This window comes from Pseudomonas sp. Sample_14 (assembly GCF_004307515.1).
GTDB lineage: Bacteria > Pseudomonadota > Gammaproteobacteria > Pseudomonadales > Pseudomonadaceae > Aquipseudomonas > Aquipseudomonas atacamensis.
The window spans coordinates 1-22,371 of record NZ_RCOC01000009.1 but is presented as its reverse complement, the minus strand read 5'-3'; the positions used below and the strand labels follow the sequence as shown (position 1 = coordinate 22,371).

The 22,371-nt window shown below is 61.3% G+C and carries 23 protein-coding genes; 9 read left to right on the top strand and 14 right to left on the bottom strand.

Translation table 11 applies throughout. The features are described from left to right. Window positions 1–56: 56 nt before the first annotated feature. The 7 genes from astA to D8U61_RS01755 form a co-directional block, all read right to left on the bottom strand. Window positions 57–1,091 (bottom strand): arginine N-succinyltransferase, encoded by a 1,035-nt coding sequence (gene astA / locus D8U61_RS01785; RefSeq protein ID WP_130926318.1) that lies wholly within the window; start codon window positions 1,089–1,091, stop codon window positions 57–59. Window positions 1,092–1,140: 49 nt separating this feature from the next. Next, entirely contained in the window at window positions 1,141–2,157 is a 1,017-nt protein-coding gene (locus D8U61_RS01780) for an arginine N-succinyltransferase (RefSeq protein WP_130926317.1), read from the bottom strand. A gap of 118 nt (window positions 2,158–2,275) precedes the next feature. Continuing rightward, complete coding sequence (locus D8U61_RS01775) at window positions 2,276–3,625, bottom strand: APC family permease (protein WP_130901883.1); 1,350 nt, start codon at window positions 3,623–3,625, stop codon at window positions 2,276–2,278. Between the two features lie 54 nt (window positions 3,626–3,679). After that, complete coding sequence (locus tag D8U61_RS01770) at window positions 3,680–4,432, bottom strand: N-formylglutamate amidohydrolase (protein ID WP_130903239.1); 753 nt, start codon at window positions 4,430–4,432, stop codon at window positions 3,680–3,682. After that, window positions 4,416–5,747, bottom strand: a complete 1,332-nt coding sequence (locus D8U61_RS01765) for a glutamine synthetase (protein WP_130903238.1) — start codon at window positions 5,745–5,747, stop codon at window positions 4,416–4,418. The genes D8U61_RS01770 and D8U61_RS01765 overlap by 17 nt, the downstream gene beginning before the upstream one ends. Next, window positions 5,744–6,388, bottom strand: coding sequence for an isochorismatase family cysteine hydrolase (locus tag D8U61_RS01760; RefSeq protein WP_130903237.1), 645 nt, complete (start codon window positions 6,386–6,388; stop codon window positions 5,744–5,746). The genes D8U61_RS01765 and D8U61_RS01760 overlap by 4 nt, the downstream gene beginning before the upstream one ends. Before the next feature lie 2 nt (window positions 6,389–6,390). Beyond that, complete coding sequence (locus D8U61_RS01755; protein ID WP_056784613.1) at window positions 6,391–7,245, bottom strand: MurR/RpiR family transcriptional regulator; 855 nt, start codon at window positions 7,243–7,245, stop codon at window positions 6,391–6,393. Between the two features lie 477 nt (window positions 7,246–7,722). Between D8U61_RS01755 and D8U61_RS01750 the strand changes: the two genes are divergently transcribed. Further along, window positions 7,723–8,133 (top strand): histidine phosphatase family protein, encoded by a 411-nt coding sequence (locus D8U61_RS01750; protein ID WP_306663001.1) that lies wholly within the window; start codon window positions 7,723–7,725, stop codon window positions 8,131–8,133. After that, on the top strand, window positions 8,133–8,888 hold the full coding sequence (cobF, locus tag D8U61_RS01745; protein ID WP_125926017.1) for a precorrin-6A synthase (deacetylating): 756 nt from the start codon (window positions 8,133–8,135) through the stop codon (window positions 8,886–8,888). Before D8U61_RS01750 ends, cobF begins: the two co-directional genes overlap by 1 nt. Window positions 8,889–9,107: 219 nt before the next feature. On the opposite strand, the gene D8U61_RS01740 is transcribed toward cobF, so the two are convergent. The 3 genes from D8U61_RS01740 to D8U61_RS01730 are packed head-to-tail and all read right to left on the bottom strand — an operon-like array spanning window position 9,108 to window position 11,689. Then, window positions 9,108–10,289: an acetyl-CoA C-acetyltransferase gene (locus tag D8U61_RS01740; RefSeq protein ID WP_125926018.1), complete on the bottom strand. Its 1,182-nt coding sequence runs from the start codon at window positions 10,287–10,289 to the stop codon at window positions 9,108–9,110. An 11-nt stretch (window positions 10,290–10,300) separates the two neighbouring features. Then, on the bottom strand, window positions 10,301–10,966 hold the full coding sequence (locus D8U61_RS01735) for a CoA transferase subunit B (RefSeq protein ID WP_016774134.1): 666 nt from the start codon (window positions 10,964–10,966) through the stop codon (window positions 10,301–10,303). A gap of 24 nt (window positions 10,967–10,990) precedes the next feature. Further along, window positions 10,991–11,689, bottom strand: a complete 699-nt coding sequence (locus D8U61_RS01730; RefSeq protein ID WP_016774135.1) for a CoA transferase subunit A — start codon at window positions 11,687–11,689, stop codon at window positions 10,991–10,993. Between the two features lie 302 nt (window positions 11,690–11,991). On the opposite strand from D8U61_RS01730, the gene D8U61_RS01725 reads away from it, so the two are divergent. Then, the gene (locus D8U61_RS01725; protein ID WP_125915926.1) at window positions 11,992–12,927 is read left to right on the top strand and encodes a LysR family transcriptional regulator; all 936 of its coding nucleotides are present in this window, start codon (window positions 11,992–11,994) and stop codon (window positions 12,925–12,927) included. Between the two features lie 44 nt (window positions 12,928–12,971). Here D8U61_RS01725 and D8U61_RS01720 read toward each other — a convergent pair whose 3' ends face one another. After that, entirely contained in the window at window positions 12,972–13,589 is a 618-nt protein-coding gene (locus D8U61_RS01720) for a DNA-3-methyladenine glycosylase (RefSeq protein ID WP_130926316.1), read from the bottom strand. A gap of 58 nt (window positions 13,590–13,647) precedes the next feature. Continuing rightward, window positions 13,648–14,730, bottom strand: a complete 1,083-nt coding sequence (locus D8U61_RS01715; RefSeq protein WP_130926315.1) for a bifunctional transcriptional activator/DNA repair protein Ada — start codon at window positions 14,728–14,730, stop codon at window positions 13,648–13,650. Window positions 14,731–14,839: 109 nt separating this feature from the next. Here D8U61_RS01715 and D8U61_RS01710 point away from each other — a divergent pair, with 109 nt between their 5' ends. Further along, the gene (locus tag D8U61_RS01710) at window positions 14,840–15,271 is read left to right on the top strand and encodes a VOC family protein (protein ID WP_130926314.1); all 432 of its coding nucleotides are present in this window, start codon (window positions 14,840–14,842) and stop codon (window positions 15,269–15,271) included. On the opposite strand, the gene D8U61_RS01705 is transcribed toward D8U61_RS01710, so the two are convergent. Continuing rightward, a complete protein-coding gene (locus tag D8U61_RS01705; protein WP_130926313.1) occupies window positions 15,253–16,371 on the bottom strand; it encodes a carboxylate-amine ligase in 1,119 nt (372 codons plus the stop codon). The genes D8U61_RS01710 and D8U61_RS01705 overlap by 19 nt on opposite strands. A 161-nt stretch (window positions 16,372–16,532) precedes the next feature. Between D8U61_RS01705 and D8U61_RS01700 the strand changes: the two genes are divergently transcribed. The 4 genes from D8U61_RS01700 to D8U61_RS01685 all read left to right on the top strand — a co-directional run bounded on the left by D8U61_RS01700 (window position 16,533) and on the right by D8U61_RS01685 (window position 20,612). Beyond that, window positions 16,533–16,808 (top strand): hypothetical protein, encoded by a 276-nt coding sequence (locus tag D8U61_RS01700; protein WP_071171834.1) that lies wholly within the window; start codon window positions 16,533–16,535, stop codon window positions 16,806–16,808. A gap of 194 nt (window positions 16,809–17,002) precedes the next feature. Next, entirely contained in the window at window positions 17,003–17,608 is a 606-nt protein-coding gene (locus D8U61_RS01695) for a biliverdin-producing heme oxygenase (protein WP_071171835.1), read from the top strand. After that, window positions 17,605–19,842, top strand: coding sequence for an ATP-binding protein (locus tag D8U61_RS01690; protein WP_125926022.1), 2,238 nt, complete (start codon window positions 17,605–17,607; stop codon window positions 19,840–19,842). Before D8U61_RS01695 ends, D8U61_RS01690 begins: the two co-directional genes overlap by 4 nt. A 182-nt stretch (window positions 19,843–20,024) precedes the next feature. Further along, window positions 20,025–20,612, top strand: coding sequence for a LysE family translocator (locus D8U61_RS01685; protein ID WP_125926023.1), 588 nt, complete (start codon window positions 20,025–20,027; stop codon window positions 20,610–20,612). Window positions 20,613–20,755: 143 nt separating this feature from the next. Here the strand turns inward: D8U61_RS01685 and D8U61_RS01675 are convergent, their stop codons facing one another. After that, window positions 20,756–21,589, bottom strand: coding sequence for an AraC family transcriptional regulator (locus D8U61_RS01675; protein WP_130926311.1), 834 nt, complete (start codon window positions 21,587–21,589; stop codon window positions 20,756–20,758). Between the two features lie 168 nt (window positions 21,590–21,757). Between D8U61_RS01675 and D8U61_RS01670 the strand changes: the two genes are divergently transcribed. Then, on the top strand, window positions 21,758–22,150 hold the full coding sequence (locus D8U61_RS01670) for a GFA family protein (protein ID WP_130926310.1): 393 nt from the start codon (window positions 21,758–21,760) through the stop codon (window positions 22,148–22,150). The last annotated feature ends 221 nt before the right edge of the window (window positions 22,151–22,371 follow it).

Below are 22,371 nucleotides of genomic sequence, written 5' to 3'. Positions count from 1 at the left end.
CGAATTTGCGCGGCAGGACTGGCGGCTGAAAGGTTTAATCTCCCGTGCCGGAAATATCAGGCCGCCACGGCATGTTGCTGTTGATGGAGCAGGAGCACCGCGCGCACCGAATTTCCCGGCTGAAGTTGCAGGCGCTTGGCGGTGAGTCGGTCGACCACCAGGCTGTTGCCCACCAGTCGACCGTGGGCCGCGGTGATGCGGCAGTTTTCCAGCCGGCGGTTGTGAATCAGCCACAGCGGCGCCTGCTCGTCGGGGGTGCCGAGGCTCAGGGTCAGTTCGAGGCTGTCGCGCACCGTGCGGATGCTGCGGATTGGCGCCTCGATGACCGGGCCGCCGTCGAAAATGTCGATATAGCCTTTGTGCGCAAAGCCTTCAGCTTGAAGAATTTTCAACGCTGGTTGAGTGTTCGGATGCGTCTGGCCGATCGCCGCCTGCGCCTGTTCGGTGAGCAGGCAGGTGTACAGCGGCTGGCGCGGCATCAGTTCGGCGATAAAGGCTTTGTTGCCCAGGCCGGACAAGTGATCGGCGTGGGTGAAATCCATCTGGAAAAAGTGCCGGCCGAGGCTGTCCCAGAACGGCGAGCAACCGTTTTCATCGGCACTGCCGCGCAGTTCGGCGATCATCTTCTCGCCAAACAGGTGCGGAAATTCGGCGACGAACAACAGACGACCCAGCGACAACAGGCGGCCATTGCTGCCGTTGCGCTGGTCATGGCGCAGAAACAGCGAGCACAGCTCTGATTGGCCCGTCAGTTCGTTGTTCAGGAACAATGTCGGGATCTGCCGCTGAATGCCCAGGTCCGGTGCCGAACTGACGGTTACGCCGAGCCGGTAGTTGTACCAGGGCTCGCGCAGGCCAACGGCGCCGGCCATCGCGCTGACACCAACCACGCGCTGCTCATCATCCTCGAGGACAAACAGGTAATCGGCATCGGCGCGCTCCACCTGTTCGGCGAATGCGCGCTGTGCCCAACGCACTCGATGTGCGAGGCGGTCCTCGTTGGCAGGAAGGGTGGTGAAACCTGGCCCTGCCTGTTCGACGAGGGTCATCAAGGCAGGCAGGTCGCTGACTTTTACCGGACGGACAATCATGCTCCAACTCCTTTGGCGGACCGATTCAGGCGCGGATGGCTAACGCGGCTCACAGAGCGACCAGCCGTATCGAGCTGCCATCGCTGACCTTCAGCGCCGCGCAGATGGCGGGTGTCAGGGACAGCGGCTGACCGGGGTGATAGTCGAGTTCGGTGACCATCGCGCGGTAGTCATGCAGGGCGTCGTTGCTCAGCAGGTAACGGCCACGGGCGTCGGTCGATGCTTGTTGGCGGACGATGGCCGTTTGGCTGCCAGCGATCGAACGAATGTTCGCGGTGCGCGCATACAGGGTCGGGCCGGCGTCGAACAGGTCGATATAGCTGTTGGTTTCGAAGCCTTCCCGCGCGAGGATGTCGAAGGCTTCCTGGCCGTCCGGGTGCACGCGGCCGATGCAGTCCTGCGCCGCTGGCGGCAGCATCGGTACGTAGATCGGGTATTGCGGCATCAGTTCGGCGAGGAACGTGCGGCTCTGCAAACCGCACAGACGCTCGGCTTCGGCGTACGGCAGGTCGAAGAAATGCTTGCCCAGCGCATCCCAGAATGGCGAGTGACCCTGCTCGTCGCTGTAGCCGACGATTTCGGTGATCACCGCCTCGGAGAAGCGTTGTGCATGCGCAGCAATGAACAGCAGGCGCGCCCGCGACAGCAGTTCAGAAAACGGCGTGCGCACCAACGCGGCGTCAATGTGGAAACCGCGCAACAAGGTATGCCCGCTGAGGTCATGGCACAGCGACAACGCCGGTACGCCGTGCTCGATGTTCAATTCCCGCGAAGCACTGGTGAAATGGCGGTTGCGCAAGCTGTAGAACGGCTCCTTGAAGCCGGCGGTGGCAAGGATTTCCGAGCAGCCGACCAAGTGCCGGTGTTCGAGATCTTCCAGCACGAAGAAGTAGTTCTCCGGCCCCTGCGCCTGGGTGGCGCTATCGAAGGACGCGCACGACGCGGCGATTTTCTCGCGCAGGTGCTCGCTGTCATCCGGCAGCGAGGTCACGCCGATCAGGCTCTCGCGGGCCAGGCGCTGTAGCTGGGGCAGATCATTCTGCTCGACTGGGCGTAAGACCAGCATGGATGTACTCCTGTATCAAAAGGTTCGGCCGATTCGCCGAACCTGACTATCACTGTCGGTTTCCACGCGTTGAATCGGCGGTCGCCTGATTTGTTGTCAGACGCCGCTCTTTTTCTTGTCAGCCTTTGCTCGGATCGGGCAGCGCTGTGCTGGCGCCGAGCTTGTTGAGGAAGAACAGGTACACCAGGCCCAGGGCAATCCAGATCAGGCCGAGTTTCTGCGCATCGACGCCCATGTTGTACATGATGGCGGCAACGATGACGAAGCCGATCACCGGGCAGAGCAGATGGCGCACAAACTGCCCCGACTTCTGCCGACGCCAGTAGTGGTTGATCACCGTCAGGTGCAGCAGCATGAAACCGCTGAGGGCGCCGAAGTTGATCAGCGAGGTGAGAATGTCGACCGCGTCGATGAACAGGTAGCAGATCAGCAGCGACAACACCGCCACCAGATAAATGCTCAGGTACGGCGTGTTGTGTTTCGGGTGGACCTTGGCCAGCACCTTCGGCAGCTTGCCGTCGCGGGCCATGCCGAACAGCAGGCGCGAGACGGCGGCCTGCGAGGTGATCGCTACAGCAACGCCCCAGGCCAGCGCCGTGGCGACGGCGGTCAGGGTCGCGAGCCAGCTGCCAGCGGCGATTTCGGCAATTTCATAAAACGCGGTGTCGGCGGATTTGAAACCCATGCCTGCCGCCAGATCGGTGGCGATCCACGTCTGTACGACGAAAATCGTGCCCATCACTGCCAGAGTGATCAACGCTGCCTTGCCGACACTGCGGCCCGGATCTTCCTTGATTTCTTCGGCGAGGGTGGAGATCGCGTCGAAGCCGAGGAACGACAGCACGGCGATGGACACGGCTTGCATCAGCAGGGCGAAGTTGAAGGTTTGCGGGTGATACAGCGGCGCCAGCGTCAGCTCACCGTTACCGCCACCGTTGTGCAGGGCGTTCCAGGCGTAGAACAGGAAGATGCCCAGCACCACCAGTTGTGCCAGCAGGAACAGCATGTTCATCCTCGCGGTGAAGGTGATGCCGCGCAGGTTGACGAACGTCGCGCTGACCAGAAACGCCAGGATGAAGCCGACCTTGGGAATGTCCGGGTACAAATGGTTGAGCGCCATCGCCGAATACAGGTACAGCAGCGGTGGAATCAGCAGGTAATCGAGCAGCATCAGCCAGCCAGCGATAAAGCCGACGTGTTGATTAAGCCCGCGTTGCGCGTAGGAATATACGGAGCCGGCAACCGGAAAGGCCTTGGCCATGCTGCCGTAACTCAGCGCGGTGAACAGCATCGCCACCATGCCGATGATGTACGCCAGCGGCACCATCCCCGGTGCTTCGGCGTTGACGTAGCCATACACACCGAACGGGGCGATGGGGATCATGAAGATCATCCCGTACACCACCAGATCGGTCAGCGTCAGGCTACGTTTCAACTCTTGTTTGTAGCCGAATTCTTCAATTTCCATGAAGCGCAACTCCTTGTCAGCCATCGGTCGGTTTATGTTTTATCGGTCCGTCATTTACAGCAAAGGTGCGAGGTAACCTGCCCAGCGCGAAACCGCTTCGGAACTGCGCAGCAGATCATTGCGCACCTCGATCAGCACCGCCTCAAGGCCCCTGGCATCACCGTGCACGGGCACGGTCATATCGCCCAGCGGGTCAATTTTGTACGGCTGGTTGCCCGCGACTTTCAGCGGGTGCGCTTGCAGCCCGTCGAGCAGGCGCTGAGCATAGTCCTGGGCCTGGCCGAACAACACGCCGACTTCCAGTGGTCGCGGCTGGCCGTAATACACCGGGGTGAAACTGTGAACACCGACCACCCGCACCGGCAGACCTTTGGCAATGCGCTCGTCGATCAACATCTGCAAGCGCGTGTGAAACGGTTTAAACAACGTCTGGCGCCGGTACTCGCGGGTCGCCTCATCCAGCTCGCGATTGCCGGGTATCGGGTAGATCTCGCTCTGCAGCGGGATGCTGTCCGGCGCATGGCGCGGGCGGTTGAGGTCGATCAGCAGCCGTGAGTAATTGGCGCTGAGCAACGTAGCGCCGAGTTGTTCCGACAACTGTTCGGCCAGTTGCAGCGCGCCGATGTCCCAGGCGATATGTTCGCGTGCGGCTGCCGCGTCCAGGCCCAGATTGTTCAGGGCGTCGGGGATGTAGCGACTGGCGTGTTCGCACACGAGGATCAACGGGTTCGTCGAGTCCTCGCGGCTCAGGTTGTAGACCGGGCGGGTGTACAACCCAAGCTCGGCGGATTCAGTACAGGCGTGCATAGTGCTCACACAGGTCAGCGGGCGAGAGCTGTTCCGTCAGCGCCAGTTCCTCGGTTTTCAGGGCGTAATAAGTGTCGAGCAACGGCTTGGGCAGCCATTCGTTGAAGGCTGCACTGTCACGCAGGCAATCCAGCGCCTGGGCCAGCGAGGCGGGCAGGGCGACGATGCCCCGGGCCTTGCGTTGCTCATCGTTGAGTGAATCGGGAATTTCATCGGTAACCGCGTTCAGCGCCAGACGCTGTTCGATGCCCAGCCGCCCGGCAATTAGCAGCGCAGCCATGGCCAGATGCGGCGAGGCGGTAGCGTCCATGGCGCGGAATTCCAGGTTGAACTGCTGCGCGGCGGACTTGCCGCCCAAGGTCACAGTCGGGCAGATGCGCAGCGCCGCTTCACGGTTCTGCTGCCCCAAGCAGGCGTACGACGCGCTCCAGTGGTGCGGCTGCAAACGCTGGTAGGACAGCGGCGTCGGCGCGGTGAATGCGCACAGCGCCGGTAGAAAATGCAGGACTCCGGCAGCCCAGTGCTGACCGATGCTCGACAGGCCGTTGCTGGTGCCAGCGTCGTAGAGCATCGGCTGGCCGGCCAGATCGAGCAGGCTGAGGTGCAGATGGACACCGTTGCACACCGCCTCGGCGGCAGTCTTCGGCGCAAAACTCAGATCCAGGCCCATTTGCCGGGCGATTTCCCGGGTGATTTCGCGCACGTTGATTGCGCGATCCGCTGCGGCTACGCCAAGAGTCGGTCGACAGGTGATTTCGTATTGGTGCTTGCCGTATTCCGGCAGAAACATTTCCGGCTCGACGCCGCCGGCGCGCAGGGCGCTGAGCAGCCAGCCGCCGAATTCGGCGCCCTGACGCTGCGCTTCGAGAGAGAACGCCGCGTGTTCGGCAATACCTGCGTGCAGGTTGAATTCATGTTCGAAGGCGGCGTTGACTTGCAACCCCAACTCATCGTGATAGCGCTCGATTTCATCGCGCAGCAATGTGCGCGGGCAGGCGCCCCATGCCTGGCCGTCGGTCTCACGAATGTCGGCGTGAATGAAATCCAGCACCGGCGCATTGGCATCCGGACCGCTGCCGACAGTGACGCGGCTGCTCAGATCGGGAATCAGCCGCAGGTCGCCATACGCGCCCCACGGATTGCTCGAAGCGATGATGTCTTGCGGCGTCAACGCACTGTTGGCCGGGACCCAGCCGCAACCCGCTGCCTGGTAATGCTCCAGCTCATCGCTGGGAAACGAGCGGCCACGGGTAATGCCGATCAGGTCGGTTGTCACCAGCGTGGTCATCGGTAAAGGCGTCAGGCGCGGGCTCATGGCTGCATCTCCTGCAAACGGCCGAGCACGGTTTCGGTGTCGGTGATCCAGCAGTAACCCTTGATCGCGTTGAGGCAGGCGTGATGGCGTTCAGCTGTGTAAGTGGCGCAGGCATCCTCCACCAGCGTGACCAGATAGCCACGATCGGCGGCATCGCGCACGGCCATGTCGACGCACTGGTCGGTAACGATGCCGGCGATGATCAGATGCCGGGTTTGCAGATTGCGCAGCACGTAATCGATGTTGGTTGAATTGAACACCCCGGAGGATGTCTTCGGCAGCACGATTTCGTTTTCGGTCGGGGTCAGCTCAGCGATGACCTGAGCCTGCACGCTGCCCTTGGGCAAGTGCATGTCAGACAGTTTGTGATCCAGCGAGCGGTCGCGACCGTCGGCGGTCAGGCTTTCGATAATCGTGTGCAGCACGTTCTGCTGCGCCTGACGAAAGGCGCCCAGCAGACGCTGTTGGTTGGGCACCACCTGGCTGCGCGTGCGCTGGAGAAAATACTCGGCATCCGGCTCGCTCAGGTGTGGGTCGAATTGCGGTTCGAGCCAGGCGCGCTGCATGTCCACCAGCAACAAAGCGGTGTGGTTGGTCGCAAACGGCAGGTCCCGAGGCGAGCGGTGGGGAAGGCTGAACATCCTTATTTGTCCTCCAGCAGGTGAGTCGCAAAGTCGTTGCGCAGGGCATCGATGCCTTCCAGGCGATCGGCCGGGTCCGGCACGCGCAAGGTCAGGCAGGCAATCAACGCCTCGACCTGCGCCAGCGCCGGCACCATGGTGTCGAACGGCGACGCCGATTCCACCGGCGCGCTGATGATCAGGTCGGCCAATTCGCGCAGCGGCGAGGCGTAGACATCGGTGAACAACACCACTCGCGCGTTGTTGTTCTTCGCCGCCTGCGCAACGCGCAAAGCTTGGGTCTGGTAGCGCCGGTAGTCGAACACCAGCACCACGTCCTGACGTTGCAGATCGTATAAGCGGTCGGGCAGCAGGGCGTTGTCTTCCAGGGCGAAGCAGCCGGGACGCAGCAGACGCAGGTGGTTGAGCAGGTAGTTGGCGAGCAGAATGCTGAAGCGGCCACCGAAACAGTAGACCTGATGGCGGCTGTCGAGCAGCCATTCCACGAGGATGCGCACATCTTCAGGCTGGGTCAGGGCTTGAGTGTCGATCAGCAAGCGCTGGCTGTCCGCCAGGTAATGCGCCCAGGCATCGTCCTTGTTCTGCTGCGAGCGCGGCTGCAACAGCGTGCGCGGTGAACGCAGGCGATGGTCCATGTCGCTGAGCAGGGCTTCCTGGAATTCGGCATAACCGCCGAAACCGAGCTTTTTCACCAGACGCACGATGGTCGGATCGCTGACGCCGGCATGTTCGGCCAGTCGCGCCATAGGCCCGAGACCGTTGCGTGGATACTGATCGAGCAGGGCGCGAACGACTTTGCGCTCCGATGGCGTCAGGTCCAGGCCGGGATCGGTGATCAGGTCTCTGAGAGGGGGCATCCGGGCTCCTGCTGGATGGGGTGTCGAATTCGTTTCACAATCCGTTAAACGAGTATTTATGTAATGGGTGTTACATGTCTAGCTAATTTTTGTACAGGTTTTTCGAGCACCAAAACTGTGCAAGGTGCCCGTGTAATAAGGGCTACGTCGAAGTAGCGCACTGTTGTAGTCCTTTGCCGATTGTTGTGTCAGACATTGCCTATCCCAAACTCAGCGACGGGCCGGTGACAACCCTGAACGCCGAGGTTTTGCGGCACAATGCGACGCATATCGGCCATGTGCCATTGTTTGTTTTATCTTTCGACCGAGAACCTGCTTGTGCCAAGTAGCCGTTTGACACTGATTTGCCATGCGCGAACCGTCGCACAGAAACTAGCGCGTTTTCCTACGGACGAGCCTGTTGAAAATCTGGCTGTTCCGTCCGACGCGTTCAGGGCGCGATTGGCGGTAACACGGCGGCTGGTGTGTGCCCCGGAGTTGAGAACTCAGCAAACGGCGGCATGGTTTGGCGTCGATGCGCAGATTGATCAAGCCCTGCGCGATTGCGATTGGGGACGCTGGCACGGCCAGTCGATCAAGGATCTGCAAGCCAACGAAAACCAGGCTTTGCAAGCCTGGCTGGCCGATCCTGAAGCGGCGCCCCATGGCGGCGAATCAGTCAGGCAACTGACGCAGCGGGTCTCAATGTGGCTGGACACCATCGCCGAAACCCCAGGGCATATAGCGGCGGTCACCCATCCGTTCGTCATGCGCGCGGCGCTGATGCAGGTGCTGCAAGGCGCGGCGTTCAATGCAATCGACATCGAGCCTCTGGGGATGATCGACTTGCGCTTCAATGGCATCTGGCGACTACGCTTGCCGGGCATGGCCCTTGACGAGGAATTCTGATGAAACAGCTGCTGGTCATCGGCATTGGCGCCGGCAATCCGGACTACATCACCATGCAGGCGGTGAAAGCGCTGAATCGGGTCGATGTGTTCTTTCTGCTGGATAAAGGCCAGAGCAAGCAGACGCTGATCGACCTGCGCCGAGAGATCTGCGAGCGCTACATCACCGACCACGCTTATCGCTTTGTCGAAGCCAGCAGCCCGCAGCGCGAGCGCGGCGATGTCGACTACACGGCCAGCGTCGATGCACTGAATCGCGCCAAGCAGCAGACCTTCGAACAGCTGATCAATGAAGAATTGTCCGACGGCCAGTGCGGCGGGTTTCTGATCTGGGGCGATCCGGCGTTATACGACAGCACATTGCGGATTCTTCAGGCGCTTCAGGCATCAGGCCGCTGTCAGTTTGAATACGAAGTGATACCGGGGATCACCAGCGTTCAGGCCCTGGCTGCGCAGCACAAAATACCTTTGAACACGATTGGTCGCTCAGTAGAAATCACCACAGGCCGGCGATTGGCGGCGGGGCAGGTGGGTGAAGCGGACAGTCTGGTGGTGATGCTTGATGCCGAGGATTCCTACCAGCGGGTGGCGGATCGGCAGACCGAGATTTTCTGGGGCGCTTACCTGGGCACGCCGGACGAGATTCTGCTCAGCGGTCGGCTGGCGGATGTCGCCGATGAGATCGAACGGGTGCGCAAAGCGGCGCGGGCGGAGCATGGGTGGATTATGGATACCTATCTGTTGCGCAAGCCTTGAGTGGTTGTCGCCTGAACAAGCGCTTTCGCGAGCAGGCTCGCTCCCACATTCTGGAATGCATTTCCCTGTGGGAGCGAGCCTGCTCGCGAAGGGGCCAGAACATTCACCACCGATCGTAGACAGGCAAAAAGAAACCCGGTGCAACGCAAATCGCACCGGGTTTTTTGTTGCCAGCCAACAGCGGATGTCGTGGATCCGCCGTCAACCTTGAACTCCGTATCAGGCGCGTTCCAGCGCCAATGCCACGCCCTGACCGCCGCCGATGCACAAGGTCGCCAGACCTTTTTTCGCATCGCGCTTGAGCATTTCGTGCAGCAATGTCACCAGCACGCGGCAACCTGATGCGCCGATCGGGTGGCCGAGGGCAATGGCGCCGCCGTTGACGTTGACCTTGTCCAGATCCCATTGCAGGTCCTTGGCCACGGCCAGCGATTGCGCAGCGAACGCTTCGTTGGCTTCAATCAGGTCGAGCTGGTCGATGTTCCAGCCGGCCTTGTCCAGGCAGCGGCGGGTCGCCGATACCGGGCCGATGCCCATGATCGCCGGGTCGACGCCAGCGTTGGCATACGCAGCAATTTTCGCCAGAACCGGCAGGCCCAGCGATATGGCTTTCTCGGCACTCATCAGAATCACAGCAGCGGCACCGTCGTTCAGCGACGAGGCGTTGCCAGCGGTGACGCTGCCGTCCTTTTTGAACGCCGGACGCAGTTTCGCCAGAGATTCTGCGCTGGTATCGCCGCGTGGCTGCTCGTCGACCTTGAACGCCACCGGATCGCCTTTGCGCTGCGGGATCAGGATCGGCGTGATTTCATCAACGAAGCGCCCGGCCTCGATCGCGGCGGCGGCTTTCTGCTGAGACGCGGCAGCAAAGGCGTCCTGCTGTTCGCGGCTGATCTGGTACTTGTCGACCAGATTCTCGGCAGTGATGCCCATGTGGTAATCGTTGAACGCATCCCACAGGCCATCGCTGATCATGGTGTCGACGATTTGCGCGTGGCCCATGCGCAGACCGGTGCGCGCACCCGGCATGATGTAGTTGGACAGGCTCATGTTTTCCTGACCGCCGGCGATGATCACCTCGGCGTCGCCGCAACGGATCGCTTGCGCGCCCAGGTGCAGAGCCTTGAGGCCCGAACCGCAAACCTTGTTCAGGGTCATGGCCGGTACGGCATGGGGCAGCCCCGCCTTGATTGCGGCCTGACGTGCCGGGTTCTGCCCGGCGCCAGCGGTGAGCACCTGGCCCATGATCACTTCATCGACCTGCGCACCGTCGAGGCCGGTCTGCTCGAGCAACTGGCGGATCACCGCCGCGCCCAGGTCTACAGCGGATACATTGGCCAGGGAGCCCTGAAAACTGCCGATCGCGGTACGCGTGGCGGCAACAATGACGACGTCTTGCATGTGCGAATTCCTCACTGGGCAGCGAACTGCATTTCCGGTACATGATCCGGGACGATCAGTTTACCAGCGGTTTTGGCGACGATTTCCTCGACGCTGACGCCAGGTGCGCGTTCCTTGAGGACAAAAGCGCCATTTTCAATTTCCAGATAGGCGAGGTCGGTCAGCACGCGCTTGATGCAGCCGGCACCGGTCAGCGGCAGGCTGCATTTGGCCAGCAGCTTGGACTCACCGTCCTTCGAGGCGTGGGTCATGATGACAATGATGTTGTCGGCGCCGGCCACCAGATCCATCGCGCCGCCCATGCCCTTGACCAGTTTGCCTGGGATCATCCACGAAGCGATGTTGCCTTCAACGTCGACTTCAAATGCACCAAGGACGGTCAGGTCGACGTGGCCGCCGCGGATCATCGCGAAGGATTCGGCGGAATTGAAGATCGACGCGCCGATCCGTGCCGTCACCGTTTGTTTACCGGCGTTGATCATGTCGGCATCGATGGTTTCTTCGGTCGGGAACGGGCCCATGCCGAGCAGGCCGTTTTCCGATTGCAGCATGACTTCCATGCCTTCGGGGATGTAGTTGGCGACCAGGGTCGGAATGCCGATGCCGAGGTTCACGTAGTAGCCGTCCTGCATTTCGCGGGCGACGCGCTGAGCCATTTGTTCGCGGGTAAGTGCCATGTTGTTGTTCTCCGTAGGCCTGAATTATTTGCGGATGGTGCGCTGTTCGATGCGTTTTTCGAACGTGCCGCAAATGACTCGATCGACGTAGATGCCCGGGGTGTGGATCTGCGTCGGGTCGAGTTCGCCGGGCTCGACGATTTCCTCGACTTCGACCACGGTGATCTTGCCGGCGGTCGCGGCCAGCGGGTTGAAATTCTGCGCGGTGTGACGGTAAACGACGTTACCGAAATGGTCGGCCTTCCAGCCTTTGACGATGGCGAAGTCGCCAGTGATGGATTCTTCCATCAGGTACTTGCGACCCTTGAATTCCCGCACTTCCTTGCCTTCAGCAACCGGGGTGCCAACGCCAGTGGCGGTGAAGAACGCCGGAATGCCAGCGCCGCCCGCGCGCATTTTTTCGGCGAGGGTGCCTTGCGGGGTAAGGATGACTTCGATCTCGCCCTTGAGCAGTTGCTCTTCGAACAGCTTGTTTTCGCCGACGTAGGAAGCGATGACTTTGCTGATCTGGCGGTCGGTGAGCAGCACGCCAAGGCCGAAACCATCGACGCCGCAGTTGTTGGATACCACGGTGAGGTCACGGGTGCCCTTGCGCTTGATCTCGGCGATCAGGTTTTCCGGAATGCCGCACAGACCAAAGCCGCCGGCGATAACGGTCATGCCGTCTTCCAGCCCGGCCATCGCTTCCTCGTAGGAATACACACGCTTGTCGAAACCTGCCATAGGCACCTCTTTTATTATTTGCGGGCGGCTGGCTAGCCGAATGACTGAAGTGTCTCTCTGCGGAATATATTTGTTAAGTTGATTTTTACGGTTGATTGATTGATAAAGCTCACTAATACGCGTTCGGCGATGATCGTTCCCACGCTCCGCGTGGGAATGCCTCCTGGGACGCTCCGCGTCCAGTGACGCGGAGCGTCACGGGCTGCATTCCCACGCAGGAGCGTGGGAACGATCAGGGCCATCGCATCACAGCTTGCAGCTTGCAGCTTGACGCTTGCAGCTTGCAACTGGAGCAAAGCGACATGACCATCAAACAGATCCGTGCCTTTCTCGCCGTGGCCCATAGCCTGAGCTTCGCCGTGGCCTGCGAGCGTCTGCACCTGTCGCAGTCAGCGCTGAGCCTGACCATCAAAGCCCTGGAAGAGGGGCTGGGAGGGCGCTTGTTCAGCCGCAACACGCGTAATGTCGCGCTGACCCCGGAAGGCGAGTCCCTGCTGCCGCTGGCGCGCCGCTTGATCGCCGATTGGGACAACGCCGAAGACGAGATGCGCCAGCGTTTCAGCCTGCAACGCGGACGCGTGACGCTGGCGGCGATGCCGTCATTTGCCGGCAATCTGCTGCCGCCGATTCTCAAGAGCTTCCGCGCGCGTTATCCGAACGTCAACGTCACGGTCAACGACGTGATCAACGAGCAAGTGCTGGAAATGGTCCGCGATCGTCAGGTTGAACTCGGTGTGGCGTTCGCGCCGATGCAGAGCACATCGATGACGTTCACGCCGCTGTATGTCGATCGCTTTGTCGCCGTGGTGCCGGCCGATTCAGCGCTGGCCGGTCGCGCCGATATCGATTGGCATACCTTGCTGGAGCAACCGTTCATCACCCTGCAGCGGCCATCGACCGTGCGGGTCATGCTCGAAGAGCATTTGCAGGCGCGCGGAATGAAGTTGCCGGTGGAGTTCGAGAGCCATCAATTGGCGACCGTCGGGCGAATGGTTGCCAGCGGGCTTGGGGTCAGCGCGGTGCCGGCATTGTGCGCGGGGCAGATGCGCGAGCTCGGTGCGCATTGCCTGACCTTGAATGATTCTGTCGAACGGGCGATTGGCGTGTTGACCGAGCCGGGCAATGAGCTGTCGGCGGCGGCGCAGGCTTTGTTCGAGATTCTCAAGGCTGAAGATTTGCAGCGCCAGTTCGATTTCCCCCTCACTCCAGAAGCGCGGAAACAGAGCGCCGAACGCTGATTCAGTGTGCGAGCGAGCCTGCTCGCGAAGAACGATAACGCGGTCTAAGCCTTGGCCACGCGCCACAGATACCAGGCTGCAACCGTCCGATAAGGCTTCCACGCCTGGCCAATCTCGATCATCTGTTTGCGCGTCGGCTGCAGCTCCAGTCCCTTCAAGCGCCGATATCCCTCACGTACGCCAAAATCATCCGCCGGCAGGATATCCATCCGTTCCAGGCTGTAGATCAACAGCATCTCCACGGTCCAGCGGCCGACACCGCGCAAACTGGTCAGGCGTTCGATCAGGGTTTCATCGTCCATCGCCCGTGCAGTCGGGTAATCGGGCACCACGCCGTCCAGCGTCGCCTGGGCAATCCCTTGAATCGTCGCGATCTTGCTCGCTGAAAAGCCACAAGCACGCAGTCGCTCGACCTCGGTAGCCAGAATCTGCTGCGGACGCGGAAACGACTGGCCGGGGAACAACCCCATCAAACGCCCAAGGATCGCATCGCCGGCCTTGGCGTGCAGTTGCTGATAGGCAATCGCCCGGACCAGCGATTCATAGGGATCGCGCGCTGGATGTGGCTGATGCAGGCACGGGCCGACGGCGCTGATATGGCGCTGCCAGTCAGTGTCTATCGCGGCCAGAAAAGCGCTGGCCATCTCATACATGTCAGCCATGTTGCGGTGATACGGACGTACTCATCGAAATCCCTACTTGCGCGTTGGATCGCATGGCTCAAAAAGCCAATTGTTGAGTCATTTGCAGCGCGGCGTTTTCCAGCCTGAGCAGGAACGCCTTGCGCGGTTGTCCGCCACCATAACCGGTCAGCGAGCCGTCGGCGCCGATCACTCGGTGGCACGGGACCACGATCGACAGGCGATTGTGCCCGTTGGCCAGGCCGACGGCACGGCTGGCGCCGGGTTTGCCCAGGCCTGCCGCGATGGCGCCGTACGTGCTGGTGTGGCCATAGGGAATTTGCAGCAGCGCCGCCCACACCTCACGGGCAAAAGCGCTGCCGGGCAGGTGCAGCGGCACGCTGAACCGAGTGAGCTTGCCGGCAAAGTAATCCGCCAGTTGCACCTCGATCTGCTGCAAGTGCGCGTTGTGCCCCGGCGCAACCGCGTAGCCGTAACGGTTTTGCAGGGCTTCGACTTCACGGGTCAGCGCCGGTCGATCGAGAAACTCCAACAACACCAGCCCACGCTGCTCAGCCATGGCGATCATTGGCCCCAGCGGCGTGGTCAGGCGTGTGAACAGCAACGGCTCACTGTTGGCCGCACGGCCCGGGGTGATGTGGAAGGACTTCTGAAACGCATCGCGAAAACCGCTGAGCGACTCGTAGCCGGAGTCGAACGCCGCGTGATCGATCGACGTGCCTTGCCTGATCCCGCCCAGCGCCATGCCGAGGCGCCGTGTGCGCAGCCAAGCGTGGAAAGTCATACCGAAATGCTGCTTGAACCAGCGTCGCAGTTTCAGCGGTTCGATGCCCTCGGCGAGCAGTTGCGCATCGCTCCAGCGCCGTTCGGGATCGGCGTCCACCGCATTGAGCAGGCGCTGCACCCAGTCTGGAGCGATGGCTGCTGCGTCCAGCGGTTTACAGCGCAGGCAGGCGCGGTAACCGGCGCACAGGCACTCGTCGGCGTGGGCGAAAAATTCGACGTTCTCCGGTTTCGGCTTGCGCGCCGTGCAACTGGGACGGCAAAAGATCCCGGTGGTTTTCACGGCGGTGAAGAACACGCCTTCATAGGCAGTGTCGCGCTCGAGCATGGCGCGAACCATTTCGGCGTGTGGCGGCAGGACAGCGGCTGGTATGTTCATGGCCAGAGAGTAAATCCGCTTTGTCGATGGCTCCACCGAAAAATCGACAGTGAATTTTTTCCCTTGTGCAGCACAATGAGCGGGTCGCCGCTTTCGAGGAAGCCAAACCATGCAGCCGTTTTCCATTCAGCGCATCGATCATATCGTCCTGCGCGTCGCCGACCTGCAACGCAGCATCGATTTCTACGCCAACGTGTTCGGCGCCGAAGTGGTCAGGCATAACCAGCCGCTGGGGCTGGTGCATTTGCGCGCTGGCACGTCGATGATCGATCTGATCGACTTGCACGGCGAACTCGGGCGCAAGGGCGGTGGCGCGGCGCAGGCGCAGCGACGCAATGTCGACCACTTCTGCCTGCGCATCGAACCGTTCGATGAAGCCGCGCTCATCGCACACCTGCAATCGTTCGGGGTGACCGTGGAGAAAGCCGCCAGGCGTTTCGGCGCCGAGGGTTACGGCTTGTCGCTTTACTGTTTTGATCCGGACGGCAATCAGGTCGAACTCAAAGGTCCGTCCGAGAGCGATCAACCTGCGGTTTCCTGAAGCAGCAGCTCGGCCACTTGCCCGAGGGCCGAGCGGCCGTTTTGCGCTTGTTCAGACGCGAGGTTGAACAGCGCCAGTTGCCGGTCGGCGCTGGTGCCGCTGTCGATGATCGCCCGGGCACGCTCGAACAACTGCGCCGCGCCCAGTATCTGCGCCGTCTCGGCAAAGCGCTGCTCGGCCAGCTCCAGCCACTGCGCGAGCGAACAGTCGCCGTCGATGCCTTCGACCAAAAAGCGCGCATGAATCCCCTGATGTTTGGCCCGCCAGCGATTTTCCTCAAGCATCGAACGCGCGGTCTGGTCGTACAGCAAACCGGGCCGCCGCTGTGCACTGGCATGAGCCACCAATACGCGGAAAAACGCCGCCAGGGTCAGCGCATCGTCGACCCGAGGGCAAGCGTCGGTCATGCGCAGTTCCAGGGTCGGAAAACGCGCGGCCGGACGCACTCCCCACCAGCATTCGCCTGGCTGAGTGATGGCGCCGATGCGCGTGAGAAACGCCAAGTGCTCGTCGTAATGGCGCTGATCGGCGAACAGCGGCGGGATGCCCATGCGTGGCCACTCGTCACACGCGGTCTGCCGATAGCTCATGAAGCCGCTGGCGGCGCCATCCCAGATCGGCGACGAACAGCTCAGCGCCAACAGCAGCGGCGTCCACGGCAGCACTTCGTTCATCACCGCAATGCGATCCAGCGGCTCTGCCACCTCGACGTGCACATGCAGCCCCGACAGCACGCTGCGGCGGGCGACATGGCCGTAGCGTTCGAACAGATACTGGAAATGTTCCTCGTCGGTCGGAACCTGCTCGCGCCAGTCGGCCAGCGGATGACTGCCGGCGCTGAGCATGCCCAGAGCAAATGGCTCCAGGGCCGTGCGCAAGGCCTGACGGCTGCCTCGCAGAAAATCACTGGCGTGCTCGAAATCGCTGAACACCGGCGAAGCCACTTCGATCTGGCCTTGGAACATCTCTGTGGCAAACCACACACCCAGCGCCGCCCGGCAAGCCTCGATGGCCTGTGGCGGCGGACTACCGATCATGCGCAGGCTCTGCAGGTCAGTGAGAAAGTACTCTTCCTCAATGCCGAATCGCGGGTGGCTCATGACAGTGCTCGAGCAAGTGTTTCTCTTGAGAACCGTGCGCCGTTGCGGTGGTTCACGCCGGGCGACCAGTGCCCCGCGAATGCACCGTTGGTCTTGTCCATTGCACTTGAGCGGCCAAGGCGTTTCCAAACAAGTCCGATCAACGTGTTCTGGAGGCACACATGAGCAACCCATCCAGCAACGACAAAGCGCTTAACCAAACCGTCAATCCCAACGACGACGGCTTCGCCATCGGCACGGCCGGGCGCGATGAAGACCCCAACGCCACCACCGACTGGGACGTTAGTCGCGATAACGAGGATGTCATGACGCCGGACGATACTCGCGGTCTGCCCGGTTATCCCGGGGCCGAAAAAAACAATCCTTCGAAACCCGTTGTCGACAGCAGCGTACCGGCCAACGGCGATCCATCGGTGCAGAACGACGGCGCTGATTGAGGTGGTCAGCAGTGGCAGGATAATGGCGTCGGTCGAACTTTTCTGATCCGGCGCCACTCTGAACCTGTCATAGGGTCGCAGTTCGACAGAAAAAACGCTTCGGCAGGCAGAAAAAGCTGCGTGGCGTGATAAATTCCCCCCACGTCGAGCCCACCCAGAATGGCCCCTGCCGGGTCCCACCAAGAGCGATCTACATGCAAGCAAAGGCCCGTGAGGTTTATGTGCCACCGGTGCTGCAAGATCTGCGGGCCGGCACAGCCGAACTGCACATTGCACTGGAAAAACGCCTTCCTTTTTTCTCCGACACCCTCGATACCCCCGCTTTCGAGCGCTTGATGCAGGCCTATTACGGGTTCTATCAGCCGCTCGAACAGGCGTTGCTCGCCAGTGGCGCGGTCCCGGACGATTTCAATCTGCTGCCTCGTCTGAAGGCTGACACCCTGCGTGCGGACCTGCGGGCACTGGGGGCAACCGCTGATGATTTGCCGCTGTGTGAAGATCTGCCAGTCATTGACTCCAGCGCCGCCAGTCTCGGCGTTTTGTACGTACTCGAAGGCGCGACCCTCGGCGGGCAGATCCTGCGTCGCGAGATCGCCGCGCGGCTGAATCTGGACGCCGACAATGGCGCTGCCTTCCTCGATGTCTACGGCGCGGCCACCGGGCGGCGCTGGCGCGAGTTCATCGAATACCTGAGCAACCGGCCCATGGCGGCCAGCGAACGCGCGGCCGTGGTCAGCGCAGCACAAACCACATTCAGCTGTTTCGAGCAGTGGCTCGAGCGCCAGGAGGTACTGGCATGAACCCGCAAGACCAACAAGCCTTTGAAGAACTGCTGGCCAACTGTGCCGACGAGCCGATCCGCTTTCCCGGCGCGATCCAGCCCCATGGTCTGCTGCTGACCCTGACCGAGCCTGCGCTGCAGATCATTCAGGTCAGCGCCAACGTCGAAACCCTGCAGGCCCGCGCGCCCGAATCCTTGATCGGCCAGCCGCTGCACAGCCTGATCGGCGCCGAACACACCGCGCAAGTGCTGCAAGCCTTGCAAGAGGCGACGTTCTCCGAGGCAGCGCCCCTGCGTTTCGAGCTTAACGGCACTGAATTCGAAGGTTTGCTGCACCGCCATCAGGGCGTGCTGATTCTCGAACTGGAAATTCACGTGAAGAATTTCCAGCCGCGCAACGTCGCCGGGGTCAATACCCACTTGGGCCGCATGCTCCAGCGCCTGCAAGCGGCGACCACGCTGCAGGCCCTGTACGACATCAGCGTCAAGGAAATCCAGGCCATGACCGGTTACGACCGGGTGCTGATCTATCGCTTTGAGGAGGAGGGCCACGGTCAGGTCATCGCCGAAGCGTCCGATCCATCGATGGAAGTGTTCAACGGCCTGTTCTTCCCGGCTTCGGACATTCCCGAGCAGGCGCGCGAGCTGTATCGCACCAATTGGCTGCGGATCATCCCCAACGCCGATTATCAGCCGGTGCCACTGGTGCCGAAACTGCGCCCGGACACGCAGACGCCGCTGGACCTCAGTTTCGCCACGCTGCGCAGCGTCTCGCCGATTCACTGCCAGTACATGAAGAACATGGGCGTGCTGTCGTCGATGAGCATTTCCCTGCTCAAGGGCGACAAGCTCTGGGGCCTGATCAGCTGCGGCAATCGCCAGCCGCTGCACGTGCCGCATGAATTGCGCATGGCTTGCCAGACCATCGGCCAGGTTCTGTCATTGCAGATCAGCGCCATGGAAACCCTTGAGTTGACCCGCCAGCGCGAAGAGAAGGTCGAAGCGCTGGCGCGGCTCAATCAGGCGATGGTCGATTCGCCGCAAAACGTCTTCGACGGCCTCGCCCAGCAGCCAGCGACGCTGATGGCGCTGGTCAATGCCGGCGGCATTGCGATCATCGAAGACAAGCAGTTGCACCGTTACGGCAACTGCCCTGAACCGGAAGAAATTCGCGCGCTGCACAAGTGGTTGCAGGCGCGCGGCGAGCCGGTGTTCGCCAGCCATCACCTGTCCAGCGTTTACCCACCTGCGGCGCAGTATCAGTCGGTAGCCAGTGGTGTGCTTGCCATGAGCCTGCCGAAACCGGTGGACAACGGCGTGCTGTGGTTCCGTCCGGAAGTGAAGGAAAACATCAACTGGAGCGGCGACCCGCGCAAGCCGCTGGATCTGGAAAACTCCGACGCCGGGATGCGCCTGCGTCCGCGTACCTCGTTTGAGATCTGGAAGGTCGAGATGGCCGGGATCTCCGCCAAGTGGAGCCACGGTGACCGGTTCGCCGCCAATGACCTGCGCCGTTCGGCGCTGGAAAACGATCTGGCCCGTCAGGTACGTCGTGAACAGGAGGCGGTGCAGGCGCGCGATGATCTGGTGGCGGTGGTTTCGCACGACCTGCGCAACCCGATGACGGTGATTTCGATGCTCTGCGGCATGATGCAGAAAGCCTTCAGCTCGGAAGGCGCGCACACCTCACGGCGCATTTCCACGGCGATCGACACCATGCAGCAGGCCACGGCGCGGATGAACACGTTGCTGGAAGACCTGCTCGATACCTCGAAAATCGACGCCGGGCGCTACTCCATCACCCCGCAGGCGCTGGAGGTCGGGCACATCTTTGAAGAGGCCCAAGCGTTGCTGTCGCCGCTGGCCCATGACAAGGACATCAGCATTTCCTTCCAGGCCGATCCTGACCTGCGCATCCACGCCGACCCTGAGCGGCTGTTTCAGGTGTTGTCGAACCTGGTGGGCAACGCCATCAAATTCACCCCGCGCATGGGCACCGTCGGCGTGCACGCCAAATCGGTGGGCGACGAGATCGTGTTTATCGTGCGTGACAGTGGCGAAGGCATTCCCAAGGAGCACTTGCCGCATGTGTTTGATCGCTACTGGACGATAAAGGAAGGCAACCCGACCGGCACTGGCCTGGGTTTGTACATCACTCAAGGCATCGTCGAAGCCCATGGCGGCCAGATCGTCGCCGAGAGCGAGCCGGGGCAGGGCAGCGAATTCCGCTTCACCGTGCCGCGCCTGGCCTGATTGCCCCTTGTAGGTTTCGATCGTTCCCACGCTCTGAATGGGACGCAGAGCGTCCCGGGCTGCATTCCCACGCAGAGCGTGGGAACGATCAGATTTGCAGCCTCAGGGTCATTTTCTTCAATACCGCAAATCCCCCGCTCGCTACCGTAGCCACCTCGTTCCTCGTTTGAAGCAGGTGTGCAATGAGTCTGATTCTTTCCATGGCGGCGTTTGCCCTCGCCGCATCCATCACCCCCGGGCCGGTCAATATCGTCGCCTTGAGTTCAGGCGCGCAGTACGGTTTCCGCGCCAGCCAGCGGCATGTGGCCGGGGCGACGCTGGGTTTTGTGCTGTTGCTGGTGCTTATGGGCCTGGGCCTGCATGAAGTCCTGCAATCGTGGCCATTCATGACCCGCGTGGTGCAATGGGCCGGGGTGGCGTTTCTGTTGTTCATGGCCTGGAAACTGGCCAGCGATGACGGCCAGTTGAACACCAGCGAATCCGGCCGCGCGCCGTCTATGCTCTATGGCGCGGTGATGCAATGGCTTAACCCCAAGGCCTGGCTGGCATGCGTGGCCGGCATGGGCGCGTTTGTCGCTGATGGCGAGGCGCGGCTGGTCTGGCAGTTTGCGGCGGTGTATCTGGTGATCTGTTATCTGTCGGTGGGCTGCTGGGCGTATGCCGGGACGTTCTTGCGCGGGTATCTGAGCAATGCGGCGGTGATGCGCTGGTTCAATCGGTTGATGGCGTTGTTGCTGGCGGTGAGTGCGCTTTATTTGCTGTTCACTTGATTCACAGGCTCACCACAACCCCCTGTGGGAGCGAGCCTGCTCGCGAATGCGGTGGATCAGTCAGCGAAGTGTTGAATGACACACCGCGTTCGCGAGCAGGCTCGCTCCCACAAGGGGGGCAGGGTTCAACTTCGAGTATGGAGTCAGCCGCGATACTGCCCCGGCGTCGCCGCCAGATGCTGTTTGAACGCTCGTTGAAAATGCGCCTGATCGGCAAACCCGGCCTGGAGCGCGACATCGGCAATCAACTGGCCGCTGCGCAAACGCTCGCGGGCGAACTGGATGCGCTGGTTGACCAGGAAGGCATGGGGCGTCATCCCGTAACGCTGCCTGAACGCACGAATCAGGTATGACGGCGATAGTTGCGCCGCCGCGCAAATTGCCTCGAGGCTCAGCACTTCGGTGCAATGTCCACGGATGAAATCAGCGGCGCGCTCCAGCTTGAAATTCGGCTCGGCAACGGGCTCGTCCGCTGGATTCAGGCGGACCTGCAAATCACTGAAAAACTCAACCGCTGCGCTGTGTTTCGCCAGCGCCTCCACCTGGTCGTCGAGCAGAACCTCATACAACCCCATCAATTTGCCAAACAGCTCGGCATCGGTCAGATGCGTATCGGAGAACCGTCGAAATTCCAGCTCCGCCGCAAACCCCAGCTGATGCTGCAAATCCGTCAGCCACGGCGTTTCGACATACAACATCACGTACGACCAAGGCTGATCATCGATCGGATTGCAGGCATGCACATCGCCGGGATTCATCAGCACCACGGTGCCAGCCGCCACCTCATACTGCGCCTGCTCATGCACATAGGTGCTGCGCCCGGCGGTGATCGCACCGATGGAAAAATGCGCATGGGAATGCCGCGCATAGCAGACTTCTCGCCCATCCGCGATCGCCCGCGCTTCGATGAAGGGCAGGGCGTCGTCGCGCCAGAAGCGCGGCGCTTTCTCGGGGGTTTTCGCTGTGGGGTGTTTCATCGTGATCGTCCCGGCAGGTCAGCGCCCTGAGTGTATTAGCTCTGGCCGGCGAATGCCCGTTGCAGTGCGGCAACATTGAGTTCTTTCATCTGAAACATCGTCTGCATTGCAGCGCCGACTGTTATAGGCTCTGGGGGCGTGACACCACGAGCGCGATGGAGCTGAACCATGACTGCATTTACCGGCGGATGCCTGTGCGGCGATGTGCGTTTTCAAGCCTCTGGCGAGCCTTACCGGATCGGACTGTGCCATTGCCTGGACTGTCGCAAGATCCACGGTGCGCTGTTTCATGCCTCGGCGATATTTCCTGTGGACGCGGTGACGATTACCGGCGAAACCCATGAGTACCAGGGGCGGCACTTTTGTCCGCGCTGTGGTTCTTCCGTGTTCAACCGCAGTGCTGATGAGGTCGAGGTGAACCTCGGCGCGCTGGATGCGCCGGATCAGTTGAAGCCGACCTATGAGAGCTGGATTGTGCGGCGTGAATCGTGGTTGCCGGATTTTCCGCTGGCCAGGCATTACCGTGGTGATCGTGAAGGCAAAGGGCGGGAAGAGGGGTAGGGGATTGATTCAGCCTTCAGTACGCTTGCGATTTCTGTGGGAGCGAGCCTGCTCGCGAAGGCTTGTTGTCGAGCGATGATTTGTTCGGTTGACCGAGTACATATCCGTTGCTGCGGTAACGGCTGCTTAGGGTTCCGCCCTTACGGCGGGTCACCTTTTTCAAACGCCAAAAAGGTAACCCAAAAGGCTTGCTCCTACGTTCGGCCCTCGCAGGCTCGGGT

What these genes read in the sequence shown, in the direction of transcription:
- astA (WP_130926318.1), bottom strand. Translation starts at nt 1,091, where the DNA reads ATGATTGTCCGTCCGGTAAAAGTCAGCGACCTGCCTGCCTTGATGACC.
- D8U61_RS01780 (WP_130926317.1), bottom strand. Translation starts at nt 2,157, where the DNA reads ATGCTGGTCTTACGCCCAGTCGAGCAGAATGATCTGCCCCAGCTACAG.
- D8U61_RS01775 (WP_130901883.1), bottom strand. Translation starts at nt 3,625, where the DNA reads ATGGAAATTGAAGAATTCGGCTACAAACAAGAGTTGAAACGTAGCCTG.
- D8U61_RS01770 (WP_130903239.1), bottom strand. Translation starts at nt 4,432, where the DNA reads ATGCACGCCTGTACTGAATCCGCCGAGCTTGGGTTGTACACCCGCCCG.
- D8U61_RS01765 (WP_130903238.1), bottom strand. Translation starts at nt 5,747, where the DNA reads ATGAGCCCGCGCCTGACGCCTTTACCGATGACCACGCTGGTGACAACC.
- D8U61_RS01760 (WP_130903237.1), bottom strand. Translation starts at nt 6,388, where the DNA reads ATGTTCAGCCTTCCCCACCGCTCGCCTCGGGACCTGCCGTTTGCGACC.
- D8U61_RS01755 (WP_056784613.1), bottom strand. Translation starts at nt 7,245, where the DNA reads ATGCCCCCTCTCAGAGACCTGATCACCGATCCCGGCCTGGACCTGACG.
- cobF (WP_125926017.1), top strand. Translation starts at nt 8,133, where the DNA reads ATGAAACAGCTGCTGGTCATCGGCATTGGCGCCGGCAATCCGGACTAC.
- D8U61_RS01740 (WP_125926018.1), bottom strand. Translation starts at nt 10,289, where the DNA reads ATGCAAGACGTCGTCATTGTTGCCGCCACGCGTACCGCGATCGGCAGT.
- D8U61_RS01735 (WP_016774134.1), bottom strand. Translation starts at nt 10,966, where the DNA reads ATGGCACTTACCCGCGAACAAATGGCTCAGCGCGTCGCCCGCGAAATG.
- D8U61_RS01730 (WP_016774135.1), bottom strand. Translation starts at nt 11,689, where the DNA reads ATGGCAGGTTTCGACAAGCGTGTGTATTCCTACGAGGAAGCGATGGCC.
- D8U61_RS01725 (WP_125915926.1), top strand. Translation starts at nt 11,992, where the DNA reads ATGACCATCAAACAGATCCGTGCCTTTCTCGCCGTGGCCCATAGCCTG.
- D8U61_RS01720 (WP_130926316.1), bottom strand. Translation starts at nt 13,589, where the DNA reads ATGGCTGACATGTATGAGATGGCCAGCGCTTTTCTGGCCGCGATAGAC.
- D8U61_RS01715 (WP_130926315.1), bottom strand. Translation starts at nt 14,730, where the DNA reads ATGAACATACCAGCCGCTGTCCTGCCGCCACACGCCGAAATGGTTCGC.
- D8U61_RS01710 (WP_130926314.1), top strand. Translation starts at nt 14,840, where the DNA reads ATGCAGCCGTTTTCCATTCAGCGCATCGATCATATCGTCCTGCGCGTC.
- D8U61_RS01705 (WP_130926313.1), bottom strand. Translation starts at nt 16,371, where the DNA reads ATGAGCCACCCGCGATTCGGCATTGAGGAAGAGTACTTTCTCACTGAC.
- D8U61_RS01700 (WP_071171834.1), top strand. Translation starts at nt 16,533, where the DNA reads ATGAGCAACCCATCCAGCAACGACAAAGCGCTTAACCAAACCGTCAAT.
- D8U61_RS01695 (WP_071171835.1), top strand. Translation starts at nt 17,003, where the DNA reads ATGCAAGCAAAGGCCCGTGAGGTTTATGTGCCACCGGTGCTGCAAGAT.
- D8U61_RS01690 (WP_125926022.1), top strand. Translation starts at nt 17,605, where the DNA reads ATGAACCCGCAAGACCAACAAGCCTTTGAAGAACTGCTGGCCAACTGT.
- D8U61_RS01685 (WP_125926023.1), top strand. Translation starts at nt 20,025, where the DNA reads ATGAGTCTGATTCTTTCCATGGCGGCGTTTGCCCTCGCCGCATCCATC.
- D8U61_RS01675 (WP_130926311.1), bottom strand. Translation starts at nt 21,589, where the DNA reads ATGAAACACCCCACAGCGAAAACCCCCGAGAAAGCGCCGCGCTTCTGG.
- D8U61_RS01670 (WP_130926310.1), top strand. Translation starts at nt 21,758, where the DNA reads ATGACTGCATTTACCGGCGGATGCCTGTGCGGCGATGTGCGTTTTCAA.